This is a genomic window from Mesorhizobium sp. M1C.F.Ca.ET.210.01.1.1 (assembly GCF_004791585.1).
Classification (GTDB): Bacteria; Pseudomonadota; Alphaproteobacteria; order Rhizobiales; family Rhizobiaceae; genus Mesorhizobium.
Genome location: NZ_SRUU01000043.1, coordinates 12,736 through 36,019, shown reverse-complemented (window position 1 = coordinate 36,019; position 23,284 = coordinate 12,736). Strand labels below are relative to the sequence as shown.

Here is a 23,284-nt window from a genome sequence, read left to right as displayed (position 1 = left end):
CTGCTCTGGGCGCCATTCGCGCCAACGATCGCTTCAAAGCCTTCTACACCGCGCTCGCGGCTCGATCCGGTTCGAAGAAACTCGCAATCGTGGCCGTCGCCAGAAAGCTTCTCGTCACACTCAATGCTATCATCCGCGACAAAACCGCCTTCGCATGAACACAGTTGCCATGCCGTAACCTTCGAGCGCCGCAACTGTGCAGGAACGAGCGACGGCCGCGTCAACGCTTGTTCTGGACCGTCGTGTTCTTCGTTTGATGGAACGGCATGGATTCCAGGGTCTACGCTTCGTTTCGCCCTGGAATGACGAAGTTATAGGGCGCCGCCCACTGCCTCCCAACTCCCCGTCTCGGCAAACCTTCTCAACACCGGCGCCGGCTCGAAAATCCCCCGCCCCGTGCGCTGGCGCCAATACTCCAGCCGCTCGACGATCCTGACCGCGCCCTCGAGCCCAGCCCAGAACATCGGCCCACCCTTGCCGATGGGAAAGCCGTAGCCATTCACCCAGACGACATCGATGTCGGAGGCGCGGGCCGCGATGCCTTCCTGGAGGATCTTCGCGCCCTCGTTGATCAGCGGATAGAGCGTGCGCTCGATGATCTCGTCAGCGCCGATTTCGCGCTGCGCGATGCCTAGCTCGCCCGCCTTGGTACGGATCAGCTTTTCGACTTCAGGATCAGTGGCGGGTTCCCGCGAGCCGCTCTCATAGCGGTACCAGCCACGTCCTGTCTTCTGGCCGAAACGCCCCTCTTCGCACAGCGTGTCGGCAATGACCGCCGTCAGCCCGCGCGCCTTGCGGTTGCGCCAGCCGATGTCGAGGCCGGCGAGGTCGCCCATCTGGCACGGCCCCATCGGCCAGCCAAAATCGGTGAAAGCCTTGTCGACCTGGCCGGGTGTCGCGCCCTCCAGCAGCAGGAACTCGTTCTCGGCGCCTCGCGCCGACAGCATGCGGTTGCCGACGAAGCCGTGGCAGACGCCGACGACCACCGCGACCTTGCCGATGCGCCGCGCGAGATCAGCAACCGTCGCCAGCGCATCGGGCGCGGTCTTCTCGGCGCGCACGATCTCCAGGAGCTTCATGACGTTTGCCGGCGAGAAGAAATGCGTGCCGAGCACGTCCCGCGGCCGCGCGGTCGATGTGGCGATTTCGTTGACATCGAGGTAGGAGGTGTTGGTGGCAAGGATGGCGCCGGGCCTGGCGACGGCATCCAGCTTGCCGAACACTTCCTTCTTGACCGCCATGTCCTCGAACACGGCCTCGATGATCAGGTCGCAGTCGGCAAGGTCGGCATAGTCGGTGCTGCCCTTGAACAGGCCGAGCCGCTGCTCTCTCGCCTCCTCCGTCAGCGAGCCGCGGCTGACCGAGACGGCATAGTTCTTCTCGATCATCGCCATTCCGCGCTGCAGCGCTTCCGCGCTCGTCTCCAGCAAGGTCACCGGGAAGCCGCCATTGGCGAACGCCATGGCGATGCCGCCGCCCATCGTGCCGGCGCCGATGATGCCGACGCGTTCTATCGTTCGCCGCTGCAGGTCCTTGCCCGGTACTTTCGCTGCCTCGCGCTCGGCGAAGAACAGATGCCGCTGCGCCCGCGACTGGTCGCCCGATACGAGTTTCACGAACAGCGCGCGCTCGGCAGCCAGCGCCTCGTCGAACGGCAGGGTTATCGCGTTGTGCACGGCCTCGGCGCAGGCGAGCGGGGCGTCCAACCCGCGCGATTTTCTGGCGAGGTCGGTCGCCTGGGCGTCGAAAGCGGCGAGATCGGTTTCGGCAAGCCGGTCATTGCGGTCGCGGACAGCGATGAACACTCCGCCCTGATCAGCCGTTTCGCTAGCGAAACGAATAGCCTCCGCCAACAGATCGCCATCGACGACCGCATCGGCAAGGCCCGCCGCCTTCGCTTCGCCGGCCAAGATCGGCGCGCCCGAAACGATCATGCCGAGAGCCTTTTCGGCGCCGACCAGCCGTGGCAGGCGCACCGTGCCGCCGCCGCCAGGCAGCAGGCCGAGCTTCACCTCCGGTAGGCCGAGCCTAGCGCCCTGATCGGCGACACGGAAATGGCAGCCGAGCGCCAGCTCCAGCCCGCCGCCGAGCGCCGTGCCGTGGATGGCCGCGACCGTCGGCTTGGCGATGGTTTCGAGCAAAGCGACGATGGCGCGCAGCTCCGGCTGCTCGACCGGCTTGCCGAATTCGGTGATGTCGGCGCCGGCGACGAAGGTGCGCCCGGCGCAGGCGATGACGATGGCCCTGGCCGAGGGGTCGTCGCGCAGCGTGGCGAGCGCCTCGTATAGCGGCCTGCGGACGTGGAAGCTCAGCGCATTGACCGGCGGATTGTCGATGGTGACCACCGCCACGCCGTTCTCGATTGCGACGCTGACAGAACTGGACAAGCGGAACCTCCCGAGACCGGCTGCGATCGCGGATGGGTTTACTAGCCTAGGCCGCGAATGGGAACCGGATGTTGCGCTGGCACAATGATTGCCCTGATGCCCGGTCGGCTTTTGGAACCTGCACCGAGCGTCGGCGAGTTCGGCAGAGATTCAGGTCAGGCCGAGTCGAAAATGGTGGCTTCCGAGAACCGGAGCGGAGCATAGCCCAGAAAGCCGCCATTTGCGGCCGGCTTCACCTGAATGTCACCGCACAGCCTTCTCCCCACCCGCCGCCGTAATCACCCCGACGATGATCAGCCCGGTCAGCACCAGACGCACGCCGGCGCTGACCCCAAAAGTGTTGAGCATGGTTAGCAGCAGCACCAGGAACAGCCCGGCGCCCCAGACGCCGGGCACGTTGGCCTTGCCGCCGGCGACCGAGGTGCCGCCGATGACGACGACCGCGATCGAGGCGAGCAGGTACTCGTTGCCGATATCGACATTGGCGCCGCGGAAATAGCCGGCGAGCAGCGCGCCGTCGATGCCACCGAGCGCGCCGCAGAGCGTATAGGTGAGGAAGCGGATTCGCCCGACATTGACGCCGGCCAGCCAGGCGGCGCGGATGTTCTGGCCGATCGCCAGCACCGAGCGGCCATAGATCATGCGCTGCAGCGCCAGTGCCGCGCCGATGGTGAAGACCACCGTCAGCATCGCCAGCACCGGGATGCCGAGAACCTGCCAGTTGGTGAAGTCGGCGAAGCCAGGCGGCGGCTTGATCTGCAGGCCGCGCCCGTAGCTGATGTCGACCGACTGGATGATGAAGCTTGCCGACAGCGTGGCGATGATCGGCGGGATGCGCAGCGCCCAGATCAGCAGGTAGTTGATGGCGCCGATCGCGGCACCGCAGGCGAGCGCCGCCAGCAGCCCGACGGCGATCATGGAATCGCTGCCGCCCATCACCTTCATCGCCACGGCGCTGGCCAGCCCGATATTGGCCGGCAGCGACAGGTCGACATTGCCTGGTCCCAGCGTGATGACGAACATCTGGCCGACGCCGACGATGACGGTGAAGACGGCCAGCGAGAGTGCCGCCGTGACCATGCCTCCGGCACCGTAGCCGCCGGTGAAGGCAATCGTCGCCGCCCACACCGCGAGAGCGCCGACGAAGGACCAGATCCAGGGTTTTTCGAGCAGTGTCCGCACAGAGGTCATTGCTCATCGCTCCCTTCGGCTGATCAGCACCCGCGCCGCCAGCACGATGATCAGGATCGCGCCATTGGCGGCGACCTGCCAGTCGGGCGGGATGTGCATGAAAGTGAGCAGCGGCGAGGCAGCCAGGGCCAGCGTCAGCGCGCCGATGACCGCGCCGACCGGCGACACGCGGCCGCCGACGAACTCGCCGCCGCCAAGGATGACGCCGGCGATCGACAGCAGCGTGTAGCCGTTGCCGATATTGGCGTCGGCCGAGGTGGTGATGCCGATCAGCGCCATCCCGGAGAGCACGCCGAACAGGCCGGTTAGCGCGAACAGCACGATCTTGGTGCGAAGCAGCGACCAGCCGGCGCGCCTGAGCGCCGCGGCATTGCCGCCGGAGCCGCGCAGGATGACGCCGTAGGAGGTGCGCATCAGCCCGAAATGCACGACCACGGCGATGAGCAGCGCGGCAAGGATCGGAAACGGAATGTAGGGCGGCTTGAAGGACATGGTCGCCAGCAGCCAGTCCGGCGCCTTGCCGCCGGGTTTCGGCAGGATGAGAATGGCAAGCCCCTGCCAGACGAAGCTCATGCCGAGCGTCACCACGATGGAGGGCAGGTTGCGCAGATGGATCAGCGCGCCGAGCAGCGCATAGACGCCGATCGACCCGAGCAGGACGAGAATGCCGATGAGCGGCGCGTCCCGCAGCCAGGTGGCGGTGACGCAGCCGACGAAGCCGACGAAGGTGCCGATCGACAGATCGAGCTCGTTGCCGGCAATGACGAACATCTGCGCAATCGTCGCCAGCGCGATCGGGATCGCCAGGTTGAGCATCAGGTTGAAGCCGAAGTAGGAGATGGCGCGCGGGTTGAGCCAGGCGATGGCGATCAGCACCAGCGCCAATGACAGCGCCGGCAAAAGACCTCGCAGCATGCGCGCCCTGGCCGCGCTCCCGCGCGGCGAGGATTTCGGAAGCGTGCCGGGAGCGATCGCCGTCATCTCAGGCCGCATCGCCGAACGAGGACTGGATGATCTTCTCCTCCGTCAGCTCGTCGCGCCCGAGATTGGCGACGATCCGGCCGTTCTTGAAGACATAGACATGGTCGCAGTTGTCGAGTTCTTCGGTCTCGGTGGTGTACCAGAGGAAGGTGCGGCCCTTGGCGGCCTCCTCGCGCACGAGGTCGTAGACCTCGAGCTTGGTGCCGATGTCGACGCCGCGCATCGGATCGTCCATCAGCACGATCTCGGCGTCGGAGCCCAGCGCGCGGGCAAACAGCGCCTTTTGCTGGTTGCCGCCCGACAGCGAATAGATGTTGTTGTTCATGTCCGGCGTGCGGATGCCGATCTTGTTCTTCCAGAATTCGGCGAGTTCCGCCTCTTGCTGCGGCGAGATCAGCAACCCGTTGCGCAGCCGCGCCAGCGAGCGGACGCCGATATTCTGCGCGATCGACCACTGCGCGAAGATGCCGTCCGACTGGCGGTCGCCGGCGACCAGCGCTACCGGCGCCGTCACCTCGATGCCGGCCCTGGCGCGGGAGGCAGCCGAGAAGATCGCGAGCAGCAAATCGGTCTGGCCGTGGCCGGCAAGTCCGGCGAGGCCGATGATCTCGCCGGCGCGGGCGACAAGCTCCTTACCGTCCTGCTGCCGCGCCGGGGCCGCGCGCACCCTGAGCGGACCGACCTCCACCTTGCGGCTCTCGGCGGCTGCCTTCTGATGCCCCTCGGCGCCGCCCATCGCGGCAACCAGCTTGTCGCGGTCGAATGCGCGGGCGGCGTCGGCGGCCACCACCTTGCCGTCGCGCATGACCACGATGCGGTCGGCATTCTGCAGCACTTCGCCCAGCACATGCGAGATCAGGATGCAGCTTCCGCCGCCCTCGACGAAGCGGCGCACGAAGGCAAGCAACTGGCCCGCCGTATGCGCGTCGAGCGACGAGGTCGGCTCGTCGAGGATGACCAGATGCAGCGGCTCGCGGGTGAGCGTGAAGGCGCGTGCCACCTCGACCATCTGCCGTCTGCCGATCGACAAATCGCCGGCGATATCGTCGGCCGAAATGCCGTGGTCGGGAAAGATCTCGTCGAGCTTGGCCTGGATGAGAGCGGCGGCGCTGCGCCGCCAGCCGAAACCGGTGAGCGAAGGATGATTGATGCGCGTGTTCTCGGCGACGCTGAGGTTGGGGCAGAGCGACAGTTCCTGGAAGACGCAGCGTATGCCGAGCTCGAGCGCGCGCGCCACGGAATAGCTGGCTTCGGCATTGCCGCGCACGGCGATCTGCCCGCCGTCGGGCCGCAGTGTACCCGCCACCATATGCATGAGCGTCGACTTGCCGGCGCCGTTGTGGCCGACCAGCCCGACGCACTCGCCGGCGCCGACATGGAAGTCGACACCACTAAGCGCCCGGACGGCGCCGAAGTGCTTTTCGGCGCCGTCCAGCCTGACGATATCTGCAATAGCCTGGAGCATCCTCAACTTTTATCCGGTTGGCGATGCGGCTGGCAAATGTCTGGCCGCTATTGCTTGATGTTGGCCTTGATGGCCGCGATGGCGTCTTCCTGCGTGTATTCGTGGGTGGCGACGCCGCCCTCCTTGATCTTCGGCAGCGCGGCCTCGAAATCGTCCTGGGTGAAGGCGAGATAGGGCACCAAGAGATCGTGCGGAATGTCCTTGCGGCCGTCGAGCACCTGCTGTGCCACCCAGAACGCGAGCGTCGACACGCCGGGCGCGATCGAAGCCGACCAGGTCTTGTAGCCGTCCTTCTCCTTCTGCTCCTTCCACCACTTCAGCTCGTCCTGGCGGTTGCCCATGATGATGGTCGGACGCGGCTTGCCGGCGGCGGCGAAGGCTTGGGCCGCGCCATAGCCGTCGCCGCCCTGGTCGACGATGCCGACGACATCGGGGAGCGACGGCAGGATGGTCGCCACCGCCTTCTGCGCCGTGGTCTGGTCCCAGTCGCCGGTGACCGAGCCGACGATCTTGAACTCGGGATGGGCGGCCACACCTTCGAGGATGCCGGCATGGATGGCGTCGTCGATCGAGGTGCCGGCAAGGCCGCGGATCTCCAGCAGGTTGCCGCCCTTCGGCTGGAACTTGGCCATCTGCTCGACTTCCTGCTTGCCCATGTCCTTGAAGTCGACGACGACGCGGTAGGCGCAGGGCTCGGTGACGGTGCCGTCGAAGGAGACGACGACGATGTTGGCGTCGCAGGCCTGCTTGATGGCGCCGTTCAGCGCATCCGGTGAGGCGGCGTTGATGACGATCGCATCATAGCCCTGCAGGATCAGGTTCTGCACCTGGGCGGCCTGGGTCGGCACTTCCTTGTCGGCGGTGGTGAAGACATCCGCCGCCGCCACCACCTTGTCTTCGACCGCCTTCTTGGTGACGATGCCGTAGCTGTCGAGCATCGCCTGGCGCCACGAATTGCCGGCGTAATTGTTGGAGAAGGCGATCTTCTTGCCGCTCGTGTCGGCAAGCGCCGTGCCCGAGACGAGCATGGCTGCAAGGGCGCTCAAGACCAGTAGTTTCTTCATGTCATCATCCTCCCAGATGTGTTGACTGCTGCACTTTCCGTCGGCCTTGCGGCCGGCTTCACTCCAATCCGATCCGAGCGCTCACGCTCAAAACAGCCTCAGCCCCGGCACGCGCACCCTCAGCCGGTAGAGCGACGTCGAGGCGGCGATGTAGAGGCTTCTCAGATCGTCGTCGCCGAAGGTGAAGTTGGCGCAATCTTCGGGTGTCGCGATGACGCCGAGAAGATCGCCCGAGGCATCGAACACATGGATGCCGCCCGGGCCGGTGCAATAGAGGTTTCCCCGGCTGTCGATCTTCATCCCATCGGGCGCCCCGGGCCCGTCGCCTTCCGTCACCGCCCAAACCGCGCCGCCGTTGAGGTCGCCGTTCGACTCCACCCCGAACACGCGGATGTGGCCGCGCACGGTGTCATTGACGAACAGCCTCGATTCGTCGAGCGAGAAGCAGAGCCCGTTGGGCTGCGTGAAATCGTCGGCGACGAGCGTCAGCCGCGCGCCGTCGCCATCGATGCGGTAGACGCCCTGGAACGACAGCTCCTGCGGCCTCGGCACGCCGTAGAATTCCGCCCGGCCGTAAGTCGGATCGGTAAAATAGATCGAGCCGCCGGTTGCGACGACGATGTCGTTCGGGCTGTTGAGCTGCGCGCCCTGGTAGTGGGTGGCGAGAACCGTCGTCGCGCCATTCGGTTCGGCGCGGGTGACGCGGCTGGTAGCATGCTCGCAGGTCACAAGCCGTCCCTGCCGGTCAAGCGTGTTGCCGTTGGCCATCTGGCTGGGATTGCGCAACAGCTCGATCTCGCCCGAGGCGCTGCGCCGGTATATGCGGCTTTGCGGAATGTCGGAGAAGACCAGCCATTTCTCATAAGGATGCCACACCGGCCCCTCGATGAAGCCGTAGCCGGAAGCTAGCCGCTCCATCGCCGCGTTACCGACGACGTCGTCGAAGCCGGAATGACGGGCGCGCGCCGGGATTGACATTACGAGCCCTTCGGTTCCCGCACCGGCTTGCCGGCCACGAACCAGTCGCTGCCCGGTACGTCTTCGATCACCACCCAGATCGCTTCCTTGGGCAGTTCGGCGACCTCGCTGATCGCCTCGGTGACGCGGCGCGAGATCTCGTTCTTGCGCTTTTGCGAATGGCCCTCGAGTATCCGTATGCTGACGAACGGCATGGGCACCTCCCGCTGTTCTTGTTTTTTTGCCCGGCATTCTTGTTCTTGTCAGACAAAAGCCTAGTGGGGACGCGGACCGGGCGATACGGGTCTAAGCGCAGCACCGACTGTGGTTTTGCACAGTCGGGCATCCAAGGATCGCTATTCCTGCAGCGGTGTCGCCTGCGAAAGCCAGGCGTCGAGCTGTTCCTGCTCGCGCCGAAGGGCGTCGATGTTGATCAGGCCGCGCGCCATGGCGAGATAGATGGCGCGGGTGCGCGAATTGAACACCGACGCTTCGCCGGCGCCCTCCTCCGGCGGCACGATGCCCAGCTTGTCGTAGACATGCTTGATGCGGCTTTGCGCGCCGCGGATCGACAGGCCGCGCCGCGCCGCGATCGCCCGGTCTGTGAGGCCGAGCGCGATGTCGATCAGGCTTTCATATTCGCCGTCGGTGATGCCCTCGAAGCGGTCCTGGACGCGATGCTGGATGCCGCGGATCTCGCGGTCGATGATGCAGTGACCCTCGCGGAACACGCCGCGCAGCGCCGAGCGCATGCCTTCTTCGGTGGCCGATTTCAGCACGTAGCCATAGACCGACCCCGGCGGCACGATGCGCGCCACGCCCCGCACATAGGCCTCGTCGGCGAAATTCGACCAGAACAGGATATGGGTGCCGGCGCGCCGGCTCCAGATGGCGCGGGCCACCTCGATGCCGGTCGCCTTGGGCAGTTGCAGGTCGAGCACGACATGCGGCGGCTGCCGCTCGGCCGCGAGGTTGATGGCGTCCTCGCCGTCGCCGGCTTCGATCACCTCGACGTCGCCCGGCCACAATTGCTCGACGGTGCGCCGCGCGAAGGTGCGGTGCAGCCCGTCATTTTCCGCGATCATCACCAGCATCACACCGCCTCCGCCACAGATTGGCCTTCCGGCGCCACGGTTCGTGGCGAGCCCTTGTCCGCCGCCGCCTCGCGGTCGATCTCGATGACGACCCGCGTTCCGCCCTTGCGGCTGGCCGGCTCGAACCGCAGCCGCGCGCCGACAAGCGCTGCCCGCGTGTGCATGTGGCCGATGCCGCCTTGCGCGGCGGGATCGACCGTGCCGCAGCCCTGGCCGTCATCGCTGACGGTGACGCTGAACGTGCCCGGCGTCGAGGCGAGCTGCACCTCGATGCGGCTCGGCCCGGCATGTCGCACGGCGTTGTTGATGGCTTCCTGCACGATCCGGTAGAGAGCCGTGCGCAGCGTTTCCGACAGGCTGTCGGCGCTGCCGTCGCTGGTGTCGGCGATGCGCACGGCGATCGGCGGCTTGGCCCTGGCGACGCTGCGGTTGAGATGCGCCTCGACGGCGTCGCGCAGGCCGAACAGTTCGAGCACGCTCGGCCGCATGTCGTCGACGATGTGGCGCAGCTCCGCCAGGCAGCCCGCCACCTCCTGCTCGAGATCGGCGAGTTGGGCGGTCCGCGCCACGCCCCGGCTGCGGAAGGCCGAGACCTGGCGGGCGATCCGGGCAAGGTCGGCGAGCGTCTGGTCGTGCAGGTCCATGGCCATGCGCCGCCGCTCGCGTTCCATGCCTTCGGTCAATTGCGAGGCGCCGACCCGCAGCAGTTCGGCGCGGTTGCGCGCCTCGCTCTCGGCGAGCATGGCGCGGCGCGCCTCCTCGGTCTGGATCAGCGCGAAGATGTAAGGGCCGATCAGATCGGCGCATTGCTGGGCGGCCTCGACGTCTTCTTGCGTGTAGCAGCCGGCCTCGTGGCGGCTGATGTTGAGCGCGCCGATGACGCTGCCGCGGGCGCGCAGCGGCACGATGATGCGGCTGCGCAGCTTGGCGGCGAAGATCGGCCCGTCGAAGGCTCCCTCGAAATGGAAGCGGTCGTCGACGAGCGCATTGTCGGACAACAGATAAGGCGTCTCCCCCCGCAGCACGCGGCGGATCGGACTGCCCTCGACCGGATGCTGCGCCAGATCGCTCCAGCTGGTGTGGAAGCCGGCCTCGTAGCAGGCATGCATGCGTCCATCGAGCGACAGCACCGCCAGATCGATATGGTCGTGCGGGATGAGCGTGCCGATCTCGATCGCCGTCGCCCGGAACGCCGAGCCCGGATCGATATGCCCGGCCAAAGCCCGCGAGATCGCAAGCAGCCGGTCGATCAGCTGGGGAGATACCTCCGACATGTTTCCTCCCTGGATGAATGCCGCGAAAAGACGCGCCACGCCGGACCTCGTGGCGCGACCTCGCATGCTTTTCCGCAGTCCTCCCTGCTTGCGAAATAGTGAGCGCTTGACGGTGCGCCTGTCAACGAGGGCTCACGCTGCGGCAGGGCGATCAACTTCAGGTGCGAAGATTGAAAAGCCGCCGGCTCATGGTCTAAGCATGTCTCCCGAAAGTGGGAACCGGTTTCGGGACAAAGACATGCGTAAAATCAAATCCTAAAGCGCACGGAGCGAATCTGAAAGATCGCGATGCGCTTTAGGAACGGCGGCAGGAGACCAATGGATGGCAGTGACGCCGACCGTTGCACAGGGCGCCCCGGGAATTCCCGCGCGCTGGACGTCAAGCGCCAAGAGCGGCGTCGGCACCGCGCTTTCGGCGAAAAGCCCGCTCTGGTTCACCATCAGCCACGGCATATTGAACGAGATCTACTATCCGCGCCTCGACAGCGCCTGCACGCGCGACATGGGGCTGGTGGTCATCGGTCCCGGCGGTTCCTTTTCAGAAGAGAAACGCGATGCCGTGCACGCGATCGAACCGTTCGAGGACGGCGTGCCGGCCTACCGCCTGGTCAACACGGCGACCGATGGTTCCTACCGGATAGAAAAAAGCATTATTACGGACCCGAAACGGCCTGCCCTGCTGCAGGAGATTACTTTCGCTGCTCTCAAGGGTCCAATCGCGGACTACCGCGTCTACGCGCTGCTCGCGCCGCATCTAGTCAATACCGGCATGGGCAACACGGCCTGGGTCGGCGAGCACAAGGGCCAGCGCGTGCTGTTCGCATCCGGTCGCGGCGTCTCGCTCGCGCTTGCCGCCTCGCTGCCCTGGGGCGACTGCTCGGCCGGCTATGTCGGTTTCTCCGACGGCTGGCAGCAGCTTCATGATCGGCGCGCGCTCGATCCTGCTTGCGGGCGGGCGGAAGACGGCAATGTGGCGCTGACCGGCGGGATCGGCTTTTCGGCAGGCAAGGGCACGGCCTTGCTGGCGCTCGGCTTCGGCGCCTGGCCGGAAGAGGCGGCGGAGACCGCGCTGGCCAGTCTGAAGGGCGGGTTCGATGCGGCCGCCGAAACCTATGCCGCAAACTGGCGGAAATTTCAGGCCGGGCTGGAGAAGCTCGACCGGCGTTCCGCCTCTGGCCTGAACAGCTATCGTGTCAGCACCGCGGTGCTTGCCACGCATCTGTCGGTCGCCAGACCCGGAGCCGCCGTCGCCAGTCTGTCGATCCCCTGGGGCTTCGAGAAGGGCGACGACGATCTCGGCGGCTACCATCTGGTCTGGCCGCGCGACCTGGTCGAGACGGCGGGCAGCTTCCTCGCCGCCGGCGACGCCAGGCAGGCGCTGCAGATCCTCACCTATCTGCGCTCGATCCAGCAGCCGGACGGTCATTGGCCGCAGAATTGTTGGTCGAGCGGCACGCCTTATTGGCCCGGCATCCAGATGGACGAGTGCGCCTTTCCGCTGCTTCTGGCCGATGCGCTCCGCCGCGCCGGCCATCTGCCGCGCGCGAAGCTCGAAGAGTTCTTGGCCATGATCGAGAGCGCGGCCTCCTATGTGGCGCGCAACGGCCCCGTCACCGGTGAGGACCGCTGGGAGGAGGACGCCGGCTACAGCCCATTCACGCTGTCCGTCGAGATCGCGGCACTGCTTGCCGCGGCCGACATGCTCGATGCCTGCGATAAAAATGAGCCGGCAAATTATCTGCGCGAGACCGCCGATTGCTGGAACGACCAGGTCGAGCGCTGGACCTATGGCACTGGCACGGAGCTATGCGCCAGGGAACGCGTCGAGGGCTACTATGTCCGCATCGCGCCGCCTGACGACACCGGCGCCGCTTCGCCGAAGGACGGATTCGTGCCGATCAAGAACCGGCCGCCGGCAGACACCGACCAGCCGGCTGAAGCCATCGTCAGCCCCGACGCGCTGGCGCTGGTCCGCTTTGGCTTGAGGGCCGCGGACGATCCGCGCATCCTCGATACGATCAATGTCATAGATGCCGAACTGCGCTGCGAGCTGCCGCAAGGTCCGGTCTGGTATCGCTATTCCAGCGACGGCTATGGCGAACATGAAGGGTTCGCCCTTCGACGGCACCGGCCAGGGTCGCCCCTGGCCGCTGCTTGCCGGCGAGCGCGCCCACTACGAGCTGGCCGCCGGACGGCCCGGCAAAGCGGCCGAACTGCTCGAAACCTTCGAGCGCTCGGCCGGTGTAGGCGGCCTCCTGCCGGAGCAGGTCTGGGACAGGCCCGACATGCCGGAGCGGGAATTGCGGCTCGGCGCCCCTTCCGGCAGCGCCATGCCGCTGGTCTGGGCGCATGCCGAGCATATCAAGCTCTTGCGCTCGCTGCGCGATCGCAGGGTCTTCGACATGCCGCCGCAGGGCGTCGAACGCTACATCAAGCGAAAGACCATCTCACCCTTCCGGATATGGCGCTTCAACAACAGGATCCGCTCCATCCCCGCCGGCAAGCTGCTGCGCGTCGAGCTTTCGGCCCGTGGCGTGGTCCACTGGAGCAGCGACAGATGGCTGACGGTGCATGACGACAAGACGGCCGAGAATGCCTTCGGCGTCCACCTGGTCGACCTGTCGGTTGCCGGCCTGCCGCCGGGATCGACGATCGTCTTCACTTTTTTCTGGCCCGAGGCCACCCGTTGGGAGAATGTCGACTTCACCATCGATATCGATCCTTCGGCTAACCAGTAGACATTTCTTTCCTCAAGCAATCGGGATGACACCATGCAGATCGGAATGATGGGATTGGGCAGGATGGGCGCCAACATGGTGCGCCGCCTGATGCGCGACGGCCACGAATGCGTCGTCTACGACATCAATTCGGCAAGCGTCGCCGCCCTGGTCAAGGACGGCGCCATCGGCGCCGCCGCGCTGGAAGAGTTCGTCGCCAAGCTGGCCAAGCCGCGCTGCGCCTGGCTGATGCTGCCGGCGGCGATCACCGGCAGGATCGTCGACCAGGTGGCAGCGCTGATGGAGCCCGGCGACATCATCATCGACGGCGGTAATTCCTATTACCACGACGCTGTCGACCAGGCGGCGAAACTGGCGGTCAAGGGCATCAGCTTCGTCGACGTCGGCACAAGCGGCGGCGTCTGGGGGCTGGAGCGCGGCTACTGCCTGATGATCGGCGGCCCCGACGAGGCGGTGCAGCACCTCGATACGGTCTTCGCCACGCTGGCCCCAGGCGCCGACCCGGGCTCCAATCCGCCGAAGGACGCCGGATCCGCGACCTTCGGCTATCTGCATTGCGGGCCGAGCGGCGCCGGCCATTTCGTCAAGATGGTGCACAACGGCATCGAATACGGCGTCATGGCCGCCTATGCCGAGGGCATCAACATCCTGAAGTCGGCCAACGCCGGCAAACGCGACCGCACGGCGGACGCCGAGACCAGCCCGCTGGAAAACCCGCAATATTACCAGTTCGATATCGACCTCGCCCAGGTGGCCGAGGTTTGGCGGCATGGCAGCGTCATCGGCTCCTGGCTGCTCGACCTAACCGCCGGGGCGCTGAAAAGCGACCCGACGCTTACGCAGTTCGGCGGCCGGGTGTCGGACTCCGGCGAAGGCCGCTGGACGCTGAAGGCGGCGATCGACACCGGCGTTCCGGCGCCCGTCCTCTCCTCGGCGTTGTTCGACCGCTTCTCCTCGCAGGGCGAATCCGCCTTCGCCGACAAGCTTTTGTCCGCCATGCGCTATGCCTTCGGCGGCCATATCGAGAAGCAGAAGACCGGCGCGTGAGGGGAGAGGCGGCATGAGCCAGGACAGGTCCGACACGCTGGTGCTTTTCGGAGCCACCGGCGACCTTGCGCATAAGAAGATTTTTCCAGCGCTCCACCAGATGGTCGCCAAGGGAACGTTGACCGAGCCGGTGATCGGCGTTGCCTTCGACCCCTGGGACCTCGCCAAGCTGGTGGACCGTGCCCGCGATGGCATCGTCAACGCGCTGGGCAGCGTCGACGACAAGGTGTTCGCCAAGCTCGCCTCGCAACTGCGCTATGTCAGTGGCGACTACCGCGACGGCGCCACATTCGAGAAGCTGAGGACGGCGCTCGGACCGGCGCAGCGGCCGCTGCACTACATGGCAGTTCCCCCGACCATGTTCGAAACCGTCGTCCAGGGCCTCGAACAATCCGGCACCGCTCGCGGCGCGCGGCTGATGGTGGAAAAGCCCTTCGGCCACGACCTGCAGTCGGCGCGCTGGCTGAACCGCGTGCTGCATCTGGTGTTCGACGAACAGTCGATCTTCCGCATCGACCACTATCTCGGCAAGGAAGCGATCCAGAACCTGCTCTATTTCCGCTTCGCCAACTCCTTCCTTGAGCCGATCTGGAACCGCAATTTCGTCGAAAGCGTGCAGATCACCATGGCCGAGGATTTCGGCATCGAAGGTCGCGGCAAATTCTATGACGACGTCGGCTGCATCCGCGACGTCATCGAGAACCATCTGCTCAACATCCTTTTGCTGCTAGCCATGGAACCGCCTGTCGGCCGCTCGGCCGACGACCTGATCGATGAGAAGGTGCAGGTGCTGCGCGCCATCCGCACCTTGACCAAGGACGATGTCGTGCGCGGCCAGTTCGACGGCTATCTGGCGGAGCCTGGCGTCAAGCCCAACTCGCCGGTCGAGACCTTCGCGGCGGTGCGTTTCTTCGTCGACACCTGGCGCTGGCAGGACGTGCCGTTCTTCATCCGCGCCGGCAAGAACATGCCGGTGCATGCCACCGAAGTGATCGTGCGGCTGAAGCGGCCGCCGCTCGACGTCTTCGATCCGATCAAGCCGGGCGACGCCAACTATGTCCGTTTCCGCATCGACCCGCAGGTGGTGATCTCGATCGGCGCCCAGCGCAAGGTGCCGGGCGACGACATGATCGGCGAGCAGGTGGAACTCACCGCGCTCGACGACACCAAAGGCGACATGCCGCCCTATGAGCGGCTGATCGGCGACGCCATGAACGGCAACGGCCAGCTCTTCACCCGCCAGGACGCGGCCGAGCTGGCGTGGCGCATCGTCGGGCCGGTGCTTGGCGACACGACGCCGCCCGCCATTTACGCGCCAAGGACCTGGGGGCCGGCCGATGCCATGGACGGCTTCGGCCCGCCCAATGGCTGGATCAATCCGACGAAATAGTCTTCGGGAGGTAGCTATGGCGAAGGCGGCAAAACGGGCCGCGGCGGGCGGCGAGCAGATCGTGCTCACCATCGACCTCGGCGGGTCGCGCGTGAAAATCCTCACCAGCGCCGGCGGCGAGGTCCGCCGCGCCGACACCGGTCCGGACCTGACGCCCGAGCAGATGGTCGCTTCGGTGAAGAATCTGGCCGAGGGGCTGGACTACGACGTCATTTCGATGGGCTATCCGGGCCCGGTCAGGGACAATAGGCCTTCGCTGGACCCCTTCAATCTCGGCAAGGGCTGGAACGGCTACGACTTCGCCGGCGCCTTCGGCAAGCCGGTCAAGGTCGTCAACGACGCGTTGCTGCAGGCGATCGGCAGCTATGAGGGCGGCCGCATGCTGTTCCTTGGCCTGGGCACGGGGCTGGGCGCAGCAATGATCCTCGATCATGTCGGACAGCCGATGGAGCTGGCCCACCTTCCCTACAAGAAGGGCTGCAGCTTCGAGGATTATGTCGGCGAACGCGGCCTGGAAAAGCACGGCAAGAAGAAATGGCGCAAATACGTTTTTGACGTTGTAAACAGGCTTCGCGCCGCCTTGCAGCCCGATTATGTGGTCATCGGCGGCGGCAATGTCGACAAGCTGGATGAATTGCCCGAGAAATCCAGGCGCGGCGACAACACACGCGCCTTTGAAGGCGGATTTCGACTGTGGCGCGACAAGGCGCTAATCGTCTGATCTTGTTGCATTTCAGTATAGTTGTTCAAAATAACGTGTAATGGCGCGACTGATCGTTGCGCTGCGCCGATTTGCCGACTAGGAATTCGCCGGCCTGCGGCACCATGCGTCACCCCCGGCGCGAAGGTGCGGCGGCGCTCTGTTACAATCCCGATTTTCGCGGCTATGCGGCATAGAGGAGGAATGACGTGGACGAGGACACCAACACGGCAAAGGAAGAAGTCGACCTGCTCGAGCTCACCGCTCACATCGTGTCGGCCTATGTCGCCAAGAACCGGCTGCCCGCTTCGGACCTGAGCGGGCTCATCGCCAGCGTCGCCTCCTCGATCAGCGGCCTCAACCAGCAGCTGGCGCCGCCTGCACCTCCGCCCGTCCCCGCCGTCAACCCCCGCCGTTCGGTGACGCCGGACTACATAATCTGCCTCGAGGACGGGAAGAAGTTCAAATCGCTGAAGCGCCATATCGGCGTGCATTTCGGGCTGTCGCCGGAAGCCTATCGCGCCAAATGGGGCCTGCCGGTCGATTACCCTATGGTCGCGCCCAACTATGCGGCGTCGCGCTCCGAACTCGCCAAGTCGATCGGCCTCGGTCGCAAGGCGGAAGCGCCGGTGAAGCCCGCCAGGGGAAGAAGGGCCAAAGCCCCGGCCTGAACGACACCGGCCCCCTGTACCAATCGCCCCGGTACCAATCGCCCCTGTACCAATCGTTTGAAGAAGTCTGCCGAGGAATCCGCCTTGGCAGGCTTCCTGCTTTTGTGGCTTGGATAAGACCAGCACAGGCTGTTCGGGATGAGCCATGAACTATGCGAGGATGGTGATCGAGAAGGAAGCGCCGGAGGAATACGGCTACGACCGCATCCGCTTCAATCTCTCCGAAAGCTCGATCGCCGACCAAAAACTTTCCGACATCGGCCTGTCGCTGCCAGACCTCACTTTGTTCTACGGCGAACATCGCGGCGAGAAGGAACTGCGCGCGTTGATCGCCGCGCAGGACAAAGGGCTCTCCGCCGACGACGTGCTGGTGACCGCGGGAGCGGCCGGCGCGCTGTTCATCGTCGCTACCTCGCTGCTTTCAGCCAACGACCATCTGGTGGTTGTGCGGCCAAACTACGCCACCAACATCGAGACGCCCAAGGCGATCGGCTGCGCCATCAGCTATGTCGATCTCGATTTCGACAACGGCTTTGCAATCGACCTCAGTCGCGTCGCGGCGGCGGTGCGGCCGGACACCGGGCTGATCAGCGTCACCTGCCCGCACAACCCGACCGGAACCATGATGAGCCGCGCCGATCTCGATGCCTTGATCGGGCTCGCCGAGAGCCGGCGCTGCCGGCTGCTGGTCGACGAGACCTATCGCGATCTTTCCTATGGCGAGAAGCTGCCTTCGGCGGCTTCGCTGAGTGCGAGCGCCATCAGCGTCTCCTCGCTGTCCAAGGCCTTCGGCATTCCCGGCATCCGCATCGGCTGGCTGGTCACCAGCGACAAGGAGATGCAGGAAAGGTTCCTCGCCGCCAAGGAGCAGATCGGCATCTGCGGCAGCGTCATCGACGAGGCGATCGCACGCGCCATGCTCGAGCGCCGCGACGCCTTCCTCACGTCGCTGCTGCCGCAGATGGCGAAGCGTCGCGACATCGTGCAAACCTGGATCGACGGCGAGCCGCTCGTCGACTGGGTGCGGCCGCAAGGTGGCGTCGTCGGCTTCCCACGGCTGAACGTCGATGCCGGCTTCGACCTCGACCGCTTCTACGCCAGGCTTCTGGAAGAGCACGGCACCTATGTCGGCCCCGGCCACTGGTTCGAGATGCCGAAGCGTTTCTTCCGCATCGGCTTCGGCTGGCCGAAAGAGGCTGAGTTGCGCGGCGGGCTGGAGGCCATCTCAGCCGCGCTGAGAGGCTGAGGCTTCAACCGTCGCGGACGCTAAATCCTAATTTCCTTCATCCAGCGCCGATTTTTTGCGCGCGCGACGAAACGAACTGGGCTAAGGGTTTGCCGCCGGACCAGCGCCCATCGTGGAAGTGCCCCGCCGGCCGACGTCACAACGGGGCCTTTGAACCATGACCGCCGAAGCAGTTTCCTCTGAACAGCGCTACGCCGCTTTCCGTCACCGGCCGTTCCTGAGCTACTGGACGGCGCGCTTCCTCACCACTTTCGCGACCATGATCGTGTCCGTCGCGGTCGGCTGGCAGGTCTATGACCTCACCCGCGACCCCTTCGACCTCGGCATCGTCGGCATCGTCCAGTTCCTGCCGTCTCTGCTTCTGGTGCTGGTCACCGGCGTCGTCGCCGACCGCTTCGGCCGCCGCCTGATCATGACATTGTCGTCACTGGTCGAGGGCGGCTGCGCGCTCGCGCTGCTGTTCCTGACGCTGCGCGGCCTGACGGGCCCGCTGCCGATCTTTGTCGTACTCGCCGTCTTCGGTATCGCACGAGCCTTCTACGGACCGGCTTCGTCCTCACTGTTCGCCAATCTGGTGCCGGCCGAGGATTTCGCCAACGCGATCGCCTGGAACTCGTCCGCCTGGCAGACGGCGACCATCGTCGGTCCGGTCGCCGGCGGCCTGCTCTATGGCATCTCGGCGGAGGTGGCCTACGCCACGGCGGCCATCCTGATGCTTGTCGCGGCGCTGCTCATCTTCACCATTCCGAAGCCCGCCCAGCAGACCGCCACCGACAAGCCGACCATGCAGACGCTGTTTGCCGGCTTCGGCTATATCTGGAGCGAGAAGATCGTGCTCGGCGCCATCTCACTCGACCTCTTCGCCGTGCTCCTATCCGGCGCCTCGGCGCTGCTGCCGGTCTATGCGCGCGATATTCTGGAGCTTGGCCCCTGGGGCCTTGGCCTGCTGCGCTCGGCGCCCGGCATCGGCGCCATCGGCGTCGCGGTCTGGCTCGCCGGCCACCCGATCCGCGACCATGCCGGCAAGATCATGCTTGGCTTCGTCGGCCTGTTCGGCGCCGTCACCGTGCTGTTCGGCGTTTCAACCATCACTTGGCTGTCGATCGTGGCCCTCGCCATGCTCGGCGCCACCGACATGTTCAGCGTCTATATCCGCGAGACGCTGATCCAGCTCTGGACGCCGGACGAGGTGCGCGGCCGCGTCAATGCCGTCAACCAGGTCTTCGTCGGCGCCTCGAACGAGGTCGGCGAGTTCCGCGCCGGCACCATGGCGGCGCTGATTGGCACGGTGCCCGCGGTCGTGGTAGGCGGCATCGGCGCCATCGCCGTTGCCGGCCTGTGGGCCTGGCTGTTCCCGGCGCTGCGACAGGTGCGGCACCTGAATAGCCGGAACTGATTGGGCACCGAGGTTGCGCCGACACCGGTCGATATGAGCCGTCGGCAGACCTGCAGCTTTCGGCATCTAGACATATCGCACGTTCAATCTACGGGGCTTAGGCCGGCAATCGGGCTAAAGCGGACACCAGCGCCATCTAGTAAAAGCGTTGCCCTGCGTAAGATCGCCTTAGCGTCCGCCCGCTCCGTGCTATAATTGGACTATCGACGCCGACCTAAGTCGACCGCCATTTCAGCATGCCCAAGGACGTATGTGCCGCACATGGGCTCAAGCCACCCGCCCGCACATCCGTTGTGAATTGACCCGGGAGGATGGATCAGCATGTCAGAACGTCTCAACATAGGCCCGCTGCAACCTGGCGAAATGGCGCCCAATGTCGTGCTCGACGCGATTACCCGCGAGGGCAAGATCGCCATCGACGATTTCCGAGGCGAGAAACCAGTGCTGGTTGGGCTGTATCGAGGTCTTCATTGTCCTTTTTGCAGGCGCCATATCGCCATGCTTTCGCAACTCACCCCAGCCCTCAACGAGAAGGGCATCGAGAACCTGACAGTTGTCAACACGCCCATCGAGCGGGCGCGCCTCTATCTGCGGTACCATCCGATGCTCGGCCTACTCGCGGCATCCGATCCAGAACGGACTTCACACCGCGCCTTTGGATTGCCGAATATGCAGATCACTGAAGACGAGAGCGCATGGCCGCAAAAGGTTTCGATGAGCGATGTGAAGTCGATGCGGGTCGACTTGCCGGGCGAGATGCCGGAACCGATGGACCCGTTTGCGGCGCTCGAATATCTGAACAAGAAGGACAGCTACGATATCACCGAAGCGGATCAACAGATGATGGCCACCGGCGTTGGGCAGCTCGTCGGTCAGTTCTTGCTGGACCGTGATGGTGTCGTTCGCTGGACTTCCAACGAGGTACTCGATGGCGGCCTATTCGGTGCCCCGAACACTCAGGAGCTGATGTCGGCAGCATCACAAATCGCAAGGTAAGGCGCACCTTCGGGTGGTGGGGCTAAAGCAATTCCAGGAAAAGTGTGTAACGGTTTTCCGTCCGGAATTGCGTAAAAACAAATACTTAGAGCGGTTCGGCGATTCTCTGAATCGCTGACACGCTCTAGGCGCAGGATTGCGCGAAGTGGTCCAGCCGCCTTGCTAACCAGCGCGAGCCGAGCGGCGTCCGCGTGCCGGCGGTGGTGATCGGCGGCGTCGTCGCGGCGAAACCAACCACTCAGGCGCGATCAGCCCGCGAGGCGCGCGCGAAACAACGTGCTGCCGTCCGTCAGGCGCGACCTGGAGATATCCCGTAATCCGGCCTCGGTTTACTGACCTTCGGTGTACGATTCGCCGTGGCGGTAGAGGTTCAAGAAGGTGAGGTTGAGAAAGACACCTTCAGGCGGACCGAGGCGGTCGTCATCGACGACACCCCACCCCGCAATTGCGATCTCGCCTCCGGGTGTGAGGCAACGCGCCGCGTTCAGGATCGACCTGCGTGCCTGGTCCGGCGGAAGGACCTGGACGACGGCTTTCAGTACAGCCAGATCGTGCCGATGGATCGATGGCGCGACAGTGATGTCCCCCGCTTCGACAACCACGTCGTCGGCACCGTATTCCGACAGGATGGCTGGCGCGACGGCCGCGACCGTCGGGAGTTCCATCAGCGTCGCCGCGATATGCGGCCACCGCTCGCGAAGTCCAACGAGAATGGTCCCGGCGCCCCCGCCGATGTCGATCACCGAACCGATCGCGGAGAGGTCCATCTCGCGGCCCAGATGGCGGCCGAAAATCACCCCGCCCGGCGCCAGCATACGGCTGAAGGCCGCCGCCGACTCGGGCCCAGCTTCGGAAAAATCGTGCAGCGCAGCCGGCCGGTTCTGCCGCAACGAGTCCGCAGTCAGCAGGTCGGCTCCCCAAAGCTCGCGCAGGAGCGCATGATCGCCGCCGCGATAGGTCGGCCTGGAGGAGTCGAGGAAGGCCGACGCCTCGGCACTGTTGCGAAATTCCCCATCCTTGACTTCGAGGAGACCGATGCTGGCGAGCGCGTAGAGCAGTCGCGAAAGACGAGCTGCCTCGACTTCGAGCGCGGCCCCAAGGCTGTCGGCAGTCGCTGCGCTGCCACCGAGCCGGGTGAAGATGCCAAGGTCCAGCCCGGCTCGAAGCGCCAAGGCGTGGGGCACCGCTGCGATCAGCTCGTCGATCCGATCGGATTCCGCCACGTCACATCCCCTTCCGCGATCCAGGACCGGCTTTGGAGCAACTCCCGGAAGATTAGAACGTCGGCTCTCCGGAAAGTGAAGACAACGTAATGAATGCTCCTGACAAAGCTGAACGAACGTCGGCGTCTGAGAATGTCTGTCGCCGCCTCGAACGGCCGGCACGCGGGCGGAAAGCGGCCATTCGCCATGCTCGAGACGCAGGTCTGATTCCGGTTGAACTCAGCTGCCTGGAGCCGTTGGGCTCGTTTCTACCCCGCCGCCGGCTTGCCGAAGATCAGGCCCAAAAACTCGCCCAGCCAGCGCTTGAGGTGCATGTCCCAGATCAGCCGGCCGCCAAGATGGTCGCGGCCGGGCTGCGCGCCCGGCAGCTCGAAGCGATGCGCGCCGCGCACCACCCAGCGCTGCATCATCACCCTGGTCAGCTCGCCATGGAACTGGATGCCCCAGGCGTTCTCGCCGTAGCGAAAAGCCTGGTTGGGATAGGTCTCGGCCGTCGCCAGCAGCGTCGCCTCCTTCGGCAGCGAAAAGCCCTCGCGGTGGAACTGGTAGACCATCTCCGGCCAGTGCAGCAGCTTCCTGCCGGCCTCGGTCGCCTTCAGCGGATACCAGCCGATCTCGACCAGCCCTTCGTCATGTCCGTCGACCTTGCCGCCGAGATGGTTGGCAAGCATCTGCGCGCCGAGGCAGATGCCGAGAAAGGGCCGGTTTTCCTTGAGCGGGATTTCGAGCCAGTCGGTCTCGCGGCGGACGAACTCATCGGAGTCGTTCGCGCTCATAGGCCCGCCGAAGATCACCGCACCGGCGTGGTCGTCCAGCGTAGAGGGCAACTCTTCGCCGAGCGGCGGCCGGCGGATGTCGAGATCGAAGCCTTCTTCCAGAAGCATGTGGCCGACGCGGCCCGGGCTCGAAGTCTCCTGATGCAGCACGATCAGGATTCTGGGTCTCGGCCTCGGTCTGGCTGGCATGGGCAGGCGAAGTCCTATTCGTCGCTCGACGTTCCGCGCGCGCCGGGCGCTTCGGCCGCCGCCTTGCGGCGCGCCTCGATCCGGTCCTGGCGCTCGACGCCGATCAGTTCGGCGACGCGCCAGACGGTGTTGTCTTCCAGCTCATGCAGCTCGCCGTCGGCATAGACGATCTCCCACATCAGGCCGATGAAGGCCTTGCGCGCCTCGGCGTCGAGATGGCGCTTGAGCACGCTGGTGAAGGCATAGAGATCGATCGCCTCGTTGTCGGCGCGCTCGCCGGCGGCAGCCAGCGCATCGAGCTCCTCGCCGCTGATCGAATAGGTCTCGGCCAGGATCTCCTTGAAGCGCTCCCGCTCGACATCCTGGCGTACGCCGTCGGCGTTCATCACGTGGTAGAGCAGCGCCGAGGCCGCGACGCGTGGATCATCGGCGTTCGGCTTGGTCCCGCCAGCCGGCAAATCCCTCAGAATGGACAATACGCGTTCGAACATCGACACCT

19 protein-coding genes and 1 pseudogene are annotated in these 23,284 nt (G+C 65.3%); 8 read left to right on the top strand and 12 right to left on the bottom strand.

Annotation, left to right across the window (positions count from 1 at the left end):
- Window positions 1-311 precede the first annotated feature (311 nt).
- The 9 genes from EN853_RS30165 to EN853_RS30125 form a co-directional block, all read right to left on the bottom strand.
- Entirely contained in the window at window positions 312-2,387 is a 2,076-nt protein-coding gene (locus EN853_RS30165) for a 3-hydroxyacyl-CoA dehydrogenase NAD-binding domain-containing protein (RefSeq protein ID WP_127862659.1), read from the bottom strand.
- A 243-nt stretch (window positions 2,388-2,630) separates the two neighbouring features.
- Window positions 2,631-3,578 carry an ABC transporter permease gene (locus EN853_RS30160; RefSeq protein ID WP_127862658.1) on the bottom strand — a complete coding sequence of 316 codons (948 nt, stop codon included), beginning with the start codon at window positions 3,576-3,578 and terminating at the stop codon, window positions 2,631-2,633.
- Window positions 3,579-3,581: 3 nt separating this feature from the next.
- Window positions 3,582-4,559: an ABC transporter permease gene (locus EN853_RS30155; RefSeq protein ID WP_167524654.1), complete on the bottom strand. Its 978-nt coding sequence runs from the start codon at window positions 4,557-4,559 to the stop codon at window positions 3,582-3,584.
- A 1-nt stretch (window position 4,560) separates the two neighbouring features.
- Complete coding sequence (locus EN853_RS30150) at window positions 4,561-6,024, bottom strand: sugar ABC transporter ATP-binding protein (protein ID WP_127862656.1); 1,464 nt, start codon at window positions 6,022-6,024, stop codon at window positions 4,561-4,563.
- A 47-nt stretch (window positions 6,025-6,071) separates the two neighbouring features.
- Window positions 6,072-7,088 (bottom strand): ABC transporter substrate-binding protein, encoded by a 1,017-nt coding sequence (locus EN853_RS30145; RefSeq protein ID WP_127862655.1) that lies wholly within the window; start codon window positions 7,086-7,088, stop codon window positions 6,072-6,074.
- 87 nt (window positions 7,089-7,175) lie between these two features.
- Complete coding sequence (locus EN853_RS30140) at window positions 7,176-8,066, bottom strand: SMP-30/gluconolactonase/LRE family protein (RefSeq protein WP_127862654.1); 891 nt, start codon at window positions 8,064-8,066, stop codon at window positions 7,176-7,178.
- Complete coding sequence (locus EN853_RS30135) at window positions 8,066-8,260, bottom strand: 4-oxalocrotonate tautomerase family protein (protein WP_127862653.1); 195 nt, start codon at window positions 8,258-8,260, stop codon at window positions 8,066-8,068. Before EN853_RS30135 ends, EN853_RS30140 begins: the two co-directional genes overlap by 1 nt.
- A gap of 141 nt (window positions 8,261-8,401) precedes the next feature.
- Complete coding sequence (locus EN853_RS30130) at window positions 8,402-9,139, bottom strand: response regulator transcription factor (protein ID WP_127862652.1); 738 nt, start codon at window positions 9,137-9,139, stop codon at window positions 8,402-8,404.
- Window positions 9,139-10,413: a GAF domain-containing protein gene (locus tag EN853_RS30125; RefSeq protein ID WP_127862651.1), complete on the bottom strand. Its 1,275-nt coding sequence runs from the start codon at window positions 10,411-10,413 to the stop codon at window positions 9,139-9,141. The genes EN853_RS30130 and EN853_RS30125 overlap by 1 nt, the downstream gene beginning before the upstream one ends.
- 322 nt (window positions 10,414-10,735) lie before the next feature.
- Here EN853_RS30125 and EN853_RS30120 point away from each other — a divergent pair.
- The 8 genes and pseudogenes from EN853_RS30120 to EN853_RS30085 all read left to right on the top strand — a co-directional run bounded on the left by EN853_RS30120 (window position 10,736) and on the right by EN853_RS30085 (window position 20,597).
- Window positions 10,736-13,151: pseudogene (locus tag EN853_RS30120) on the top strand (glucan 1,4-alpha-glucosidase).
- Between the two features lie 33 nt (window positions 13,152-13,184).
- Window positions 13,185-14,198: a phosphogluconate dehydrogenase (NAD(+)-dependent, decarboxylating) gene (gene gnd, locus EN853_RS30115; RefSeq protein ID WP_127862650.1), complete on the top strand. Its 1,014-nt coding sequence runs from the start codon at window positions 13,185-13,187 to the stop codon at window positions 14,196-14,198.
- 13 nt (window positions 14,199-14,211) lie between these two features.
- Window positions 14,212-15,588, top strand: a complete 1,377-nt coding sequence (zwf, locus tag EN853_RS30110; protein WP_127862649.1) for a glucose-6-phosphate dehydrogenase — start codon at window positions 14,212-14,214, stop codon at window positions 15,586-15,588.
- Window positions 15,589-15,604: 16 nt separating this feature from the next.
- Window positions 15,605-16,309 carry an ROK family protein gene (locus tag EN853_RS30105; RefSeq protein ID WP_127862648.1) on the top strand — a complete coding sequence of 235 codons (705 nt, stop codon included), beginning with the start codon at window positions 15,605-15,607 and terminating at the stop codon, window positions 16,307-16,309.
- Window positions 16,310-16,497: 188 nt separating this feature from the next.
- On the top strand, window positions 16,498-16,959 hold the full coding sequence (locus EN853_RS30100) for a MucR family transcriptional regulator (RefSeq protein ID WP_127862647.1): 462 nt from the start codon (window positions 16,498-16,500) through the stop codon (window positions 16,957-16,959).
- Window positions 16,960-17,104: 145 nt separating this feature from the next.
- A complete protein-coding gene (locus EN853_RS30095; protein WP_127862646.1) occupies window positions 17,105-18,205 on the top strand; it encodes a pyridoxal phosphate-dependent aminotransferase in 1,101 nt (366 codons plus the stop codon).
- Between the two features lie 157 nt (window positions 18,206-18,362).
- Window positions 18,363-19,601 carry an MFS transporter gene (locus EN853_RS30090; RefSeq protein WP_127862645.1) on the top strand — a complete coding sequence of 413 codons (1,239 nt, stop codon included), beginning with the start codon at window positions 18,363-18,365 and terminating at the stop codon, window positions 19,599-19,601.
- A 321-nt stretch (window positions 19,602-19,922) separates the two neighbouring features.
- Complete coding sequence (locus EN853_RS30085) at window positions 19,923-20,597, top strand: peroxiredoxin-like family protein (RefSeq protein WP_127862644.1); 675 nt, start codon at window positions 19,923-19,925, stop codon at window positions 20,595-20,597.
- A 329-nt stretch (window positions 20,598-20,926) separates the two neighbouring features.
- On the opposite strand, the gene EN853_RS30080 is transcribed toward EN853_RS30085, so the two are convergent.
- The 3 genes from EN853_RS30080 to EN853_RS30070 all read right to left on the bottom strand — a co-directional run bounded on the left by EN853_RS30080 (window position 20,927) and on the right by EN853_RS30070 (window position 23,276).
- Window positions 20,927-21,820: an acetylserotonin O-methyltransferase gene (locus EN853_RS30080; protein WP_245517232.1), complete on the bottom strand. Its 894-nt coding sequence runs from the start codon at window positions 21,818-21,820 to the stop codon at window positions 20,927-20,929.
- A 248-nt stretch (window positions 21,821-22,068) separates the two neighbouring features.
- Complete coding sequence (locus EN853_RS30075; RefSeq protein WP_127862643.1) at window positions 22,069-22,785, bottom strand: glutamine amidotransferase; 717 nt, start codon at window positions 22,783-22,785, stop codon at window positions 22,069-22,071.
- 14 nt (window positions 22,786-22,799) lie between these two features.
- The gene (locus tag EN853_RS30070; RefSeq protein ID WP_127862642.1) at window positions 22,800-23,276 is read right to left on the bottom strand and encodes a TerB family tellurite resistance protein; all 477 of its coding nucleotides are present in this window, start codon (window positions 23,274-23,276) and stop codon (window positions 22,800-22,802) included.
- Window positions 23,277-23,284 lie beyond the last annotated feature (8 nt).

Excerpts from the sequence above, each read along its gene's own strand:
- EN853_RS30160 (WP_127862658.1), bottom strand. The coding sequence starts at position 3,578 with ATGACCTCTGTGCGGACACTGCTCGAAAAACCCTGGATCTGGTCCTTC.
- EN853_RS30155 (WP_167524654.1), bottom strand. The coding sequence starts at position 4,559 with ATGACGGCGATCGCTCCCGGCACGCTTCCGAAATCCTCGCCGCGCGGG.
- EN853_RS30150 (WP_127862656.1), bottom strand. The coding sequence starts at position 6,024 with ATGCTCCAGGCTATTGCAGATATCGTCAGGCTGGACGGCGCCGAAAAG.
- EN853_RS30145 (WP_127862655.1), bottom strand. The coding sequence starts at position 7,088 with ATGAAGAAACTACTGGTCTTGAGCGCCCTTGCAGCCATGCTCGTCTCG.
- EN853_RS30140 (WP_127862654.1), bottom strand. The coding sequence starts at position 8,066 with ATGTCAATCCCGGCGCGCGCCCGTCATTCCGGCTTCGACGACGTCGTC.
- EN853_RS30135 (WP_127862653.1), bottom strand. The coding sequence starts at position 8,260 with ATGCCGTTCGTCAGCATACGGATACTCGAGGGCCATTCGCAAAAGCGC.
- EN853_RS30130 (WP_127862652.1), bottom strand. The coding sequence starts at position 9,139 with ATGCTGGTGATGATCGCGGAAAATGACGGGCTGCACCGCACCTTCGCG.
- EN853_RS30125 (WP_127862651.1), bottom strand. The coding sequence starts at position 10,413 with ATGTCGGAGGTATCTCCCCAGCTGATCGACCGGCTGCTTGCGATCTCG.
- gnd (WP_127862650.1), top strand. The coding sequence starts at position 13,185 with ATGCAGATCGGAATGATGGGATTGGGCAGGATGGGCGCCAACATGGTG.
- zwf (WP_127862649.1), top strand. The coding sequence starts at position 14,212 with ATGAGCCAGGACAGGTCCGACACGCTGGTGCTTTTCGGAGCCACCGGC.
- EN853_RS30105 (WP_127862648.1), top strand. The coding sequence starts at position 15,605 with ATGGCGAAGGCGGCAAAACGGGCCGCGGCGGGCGGCGAGCAGATCGTG.
- EN853_RS30095 (WP_127862646.1), top strand. The coding sequence starts at position 17,105 with ATGAACTATGCGAGGATGGTGATCGAGAAGGAAGCGCCGGAGGAATAC.
- EN853_RS30090 (WP_127862645.1), top strand. The coding sequence starts at position 18,363 with ATGACCGCCGAAGCAGTTTCCTCTGAACAGCGCTACGCCGCTTTCCGT.
- EN853_RS30085 (WP_127862644.1), top strand. The coding sequence starts at position 19,923 with ATGTCAGAACGTCTCAACATAGGCCCGCTGCAACCTGGCGAAATGGCG.
- EN853_RS30075 (WP_127862643.1), bottom strand. The coding sequence starts at position 22,785 with ATGCCAGCCAGACCGAGGCCGAGACCCAGAATCCTGATCGTGCTGCAT.
- EN853_RS30070 (WP_127862642.1), bottom strand. The coding sequence starts at position 23,276 with ATGTTCGAACGCGTATTGTCCATTCTGAGGGATTTGCCGGCTGGCGGG.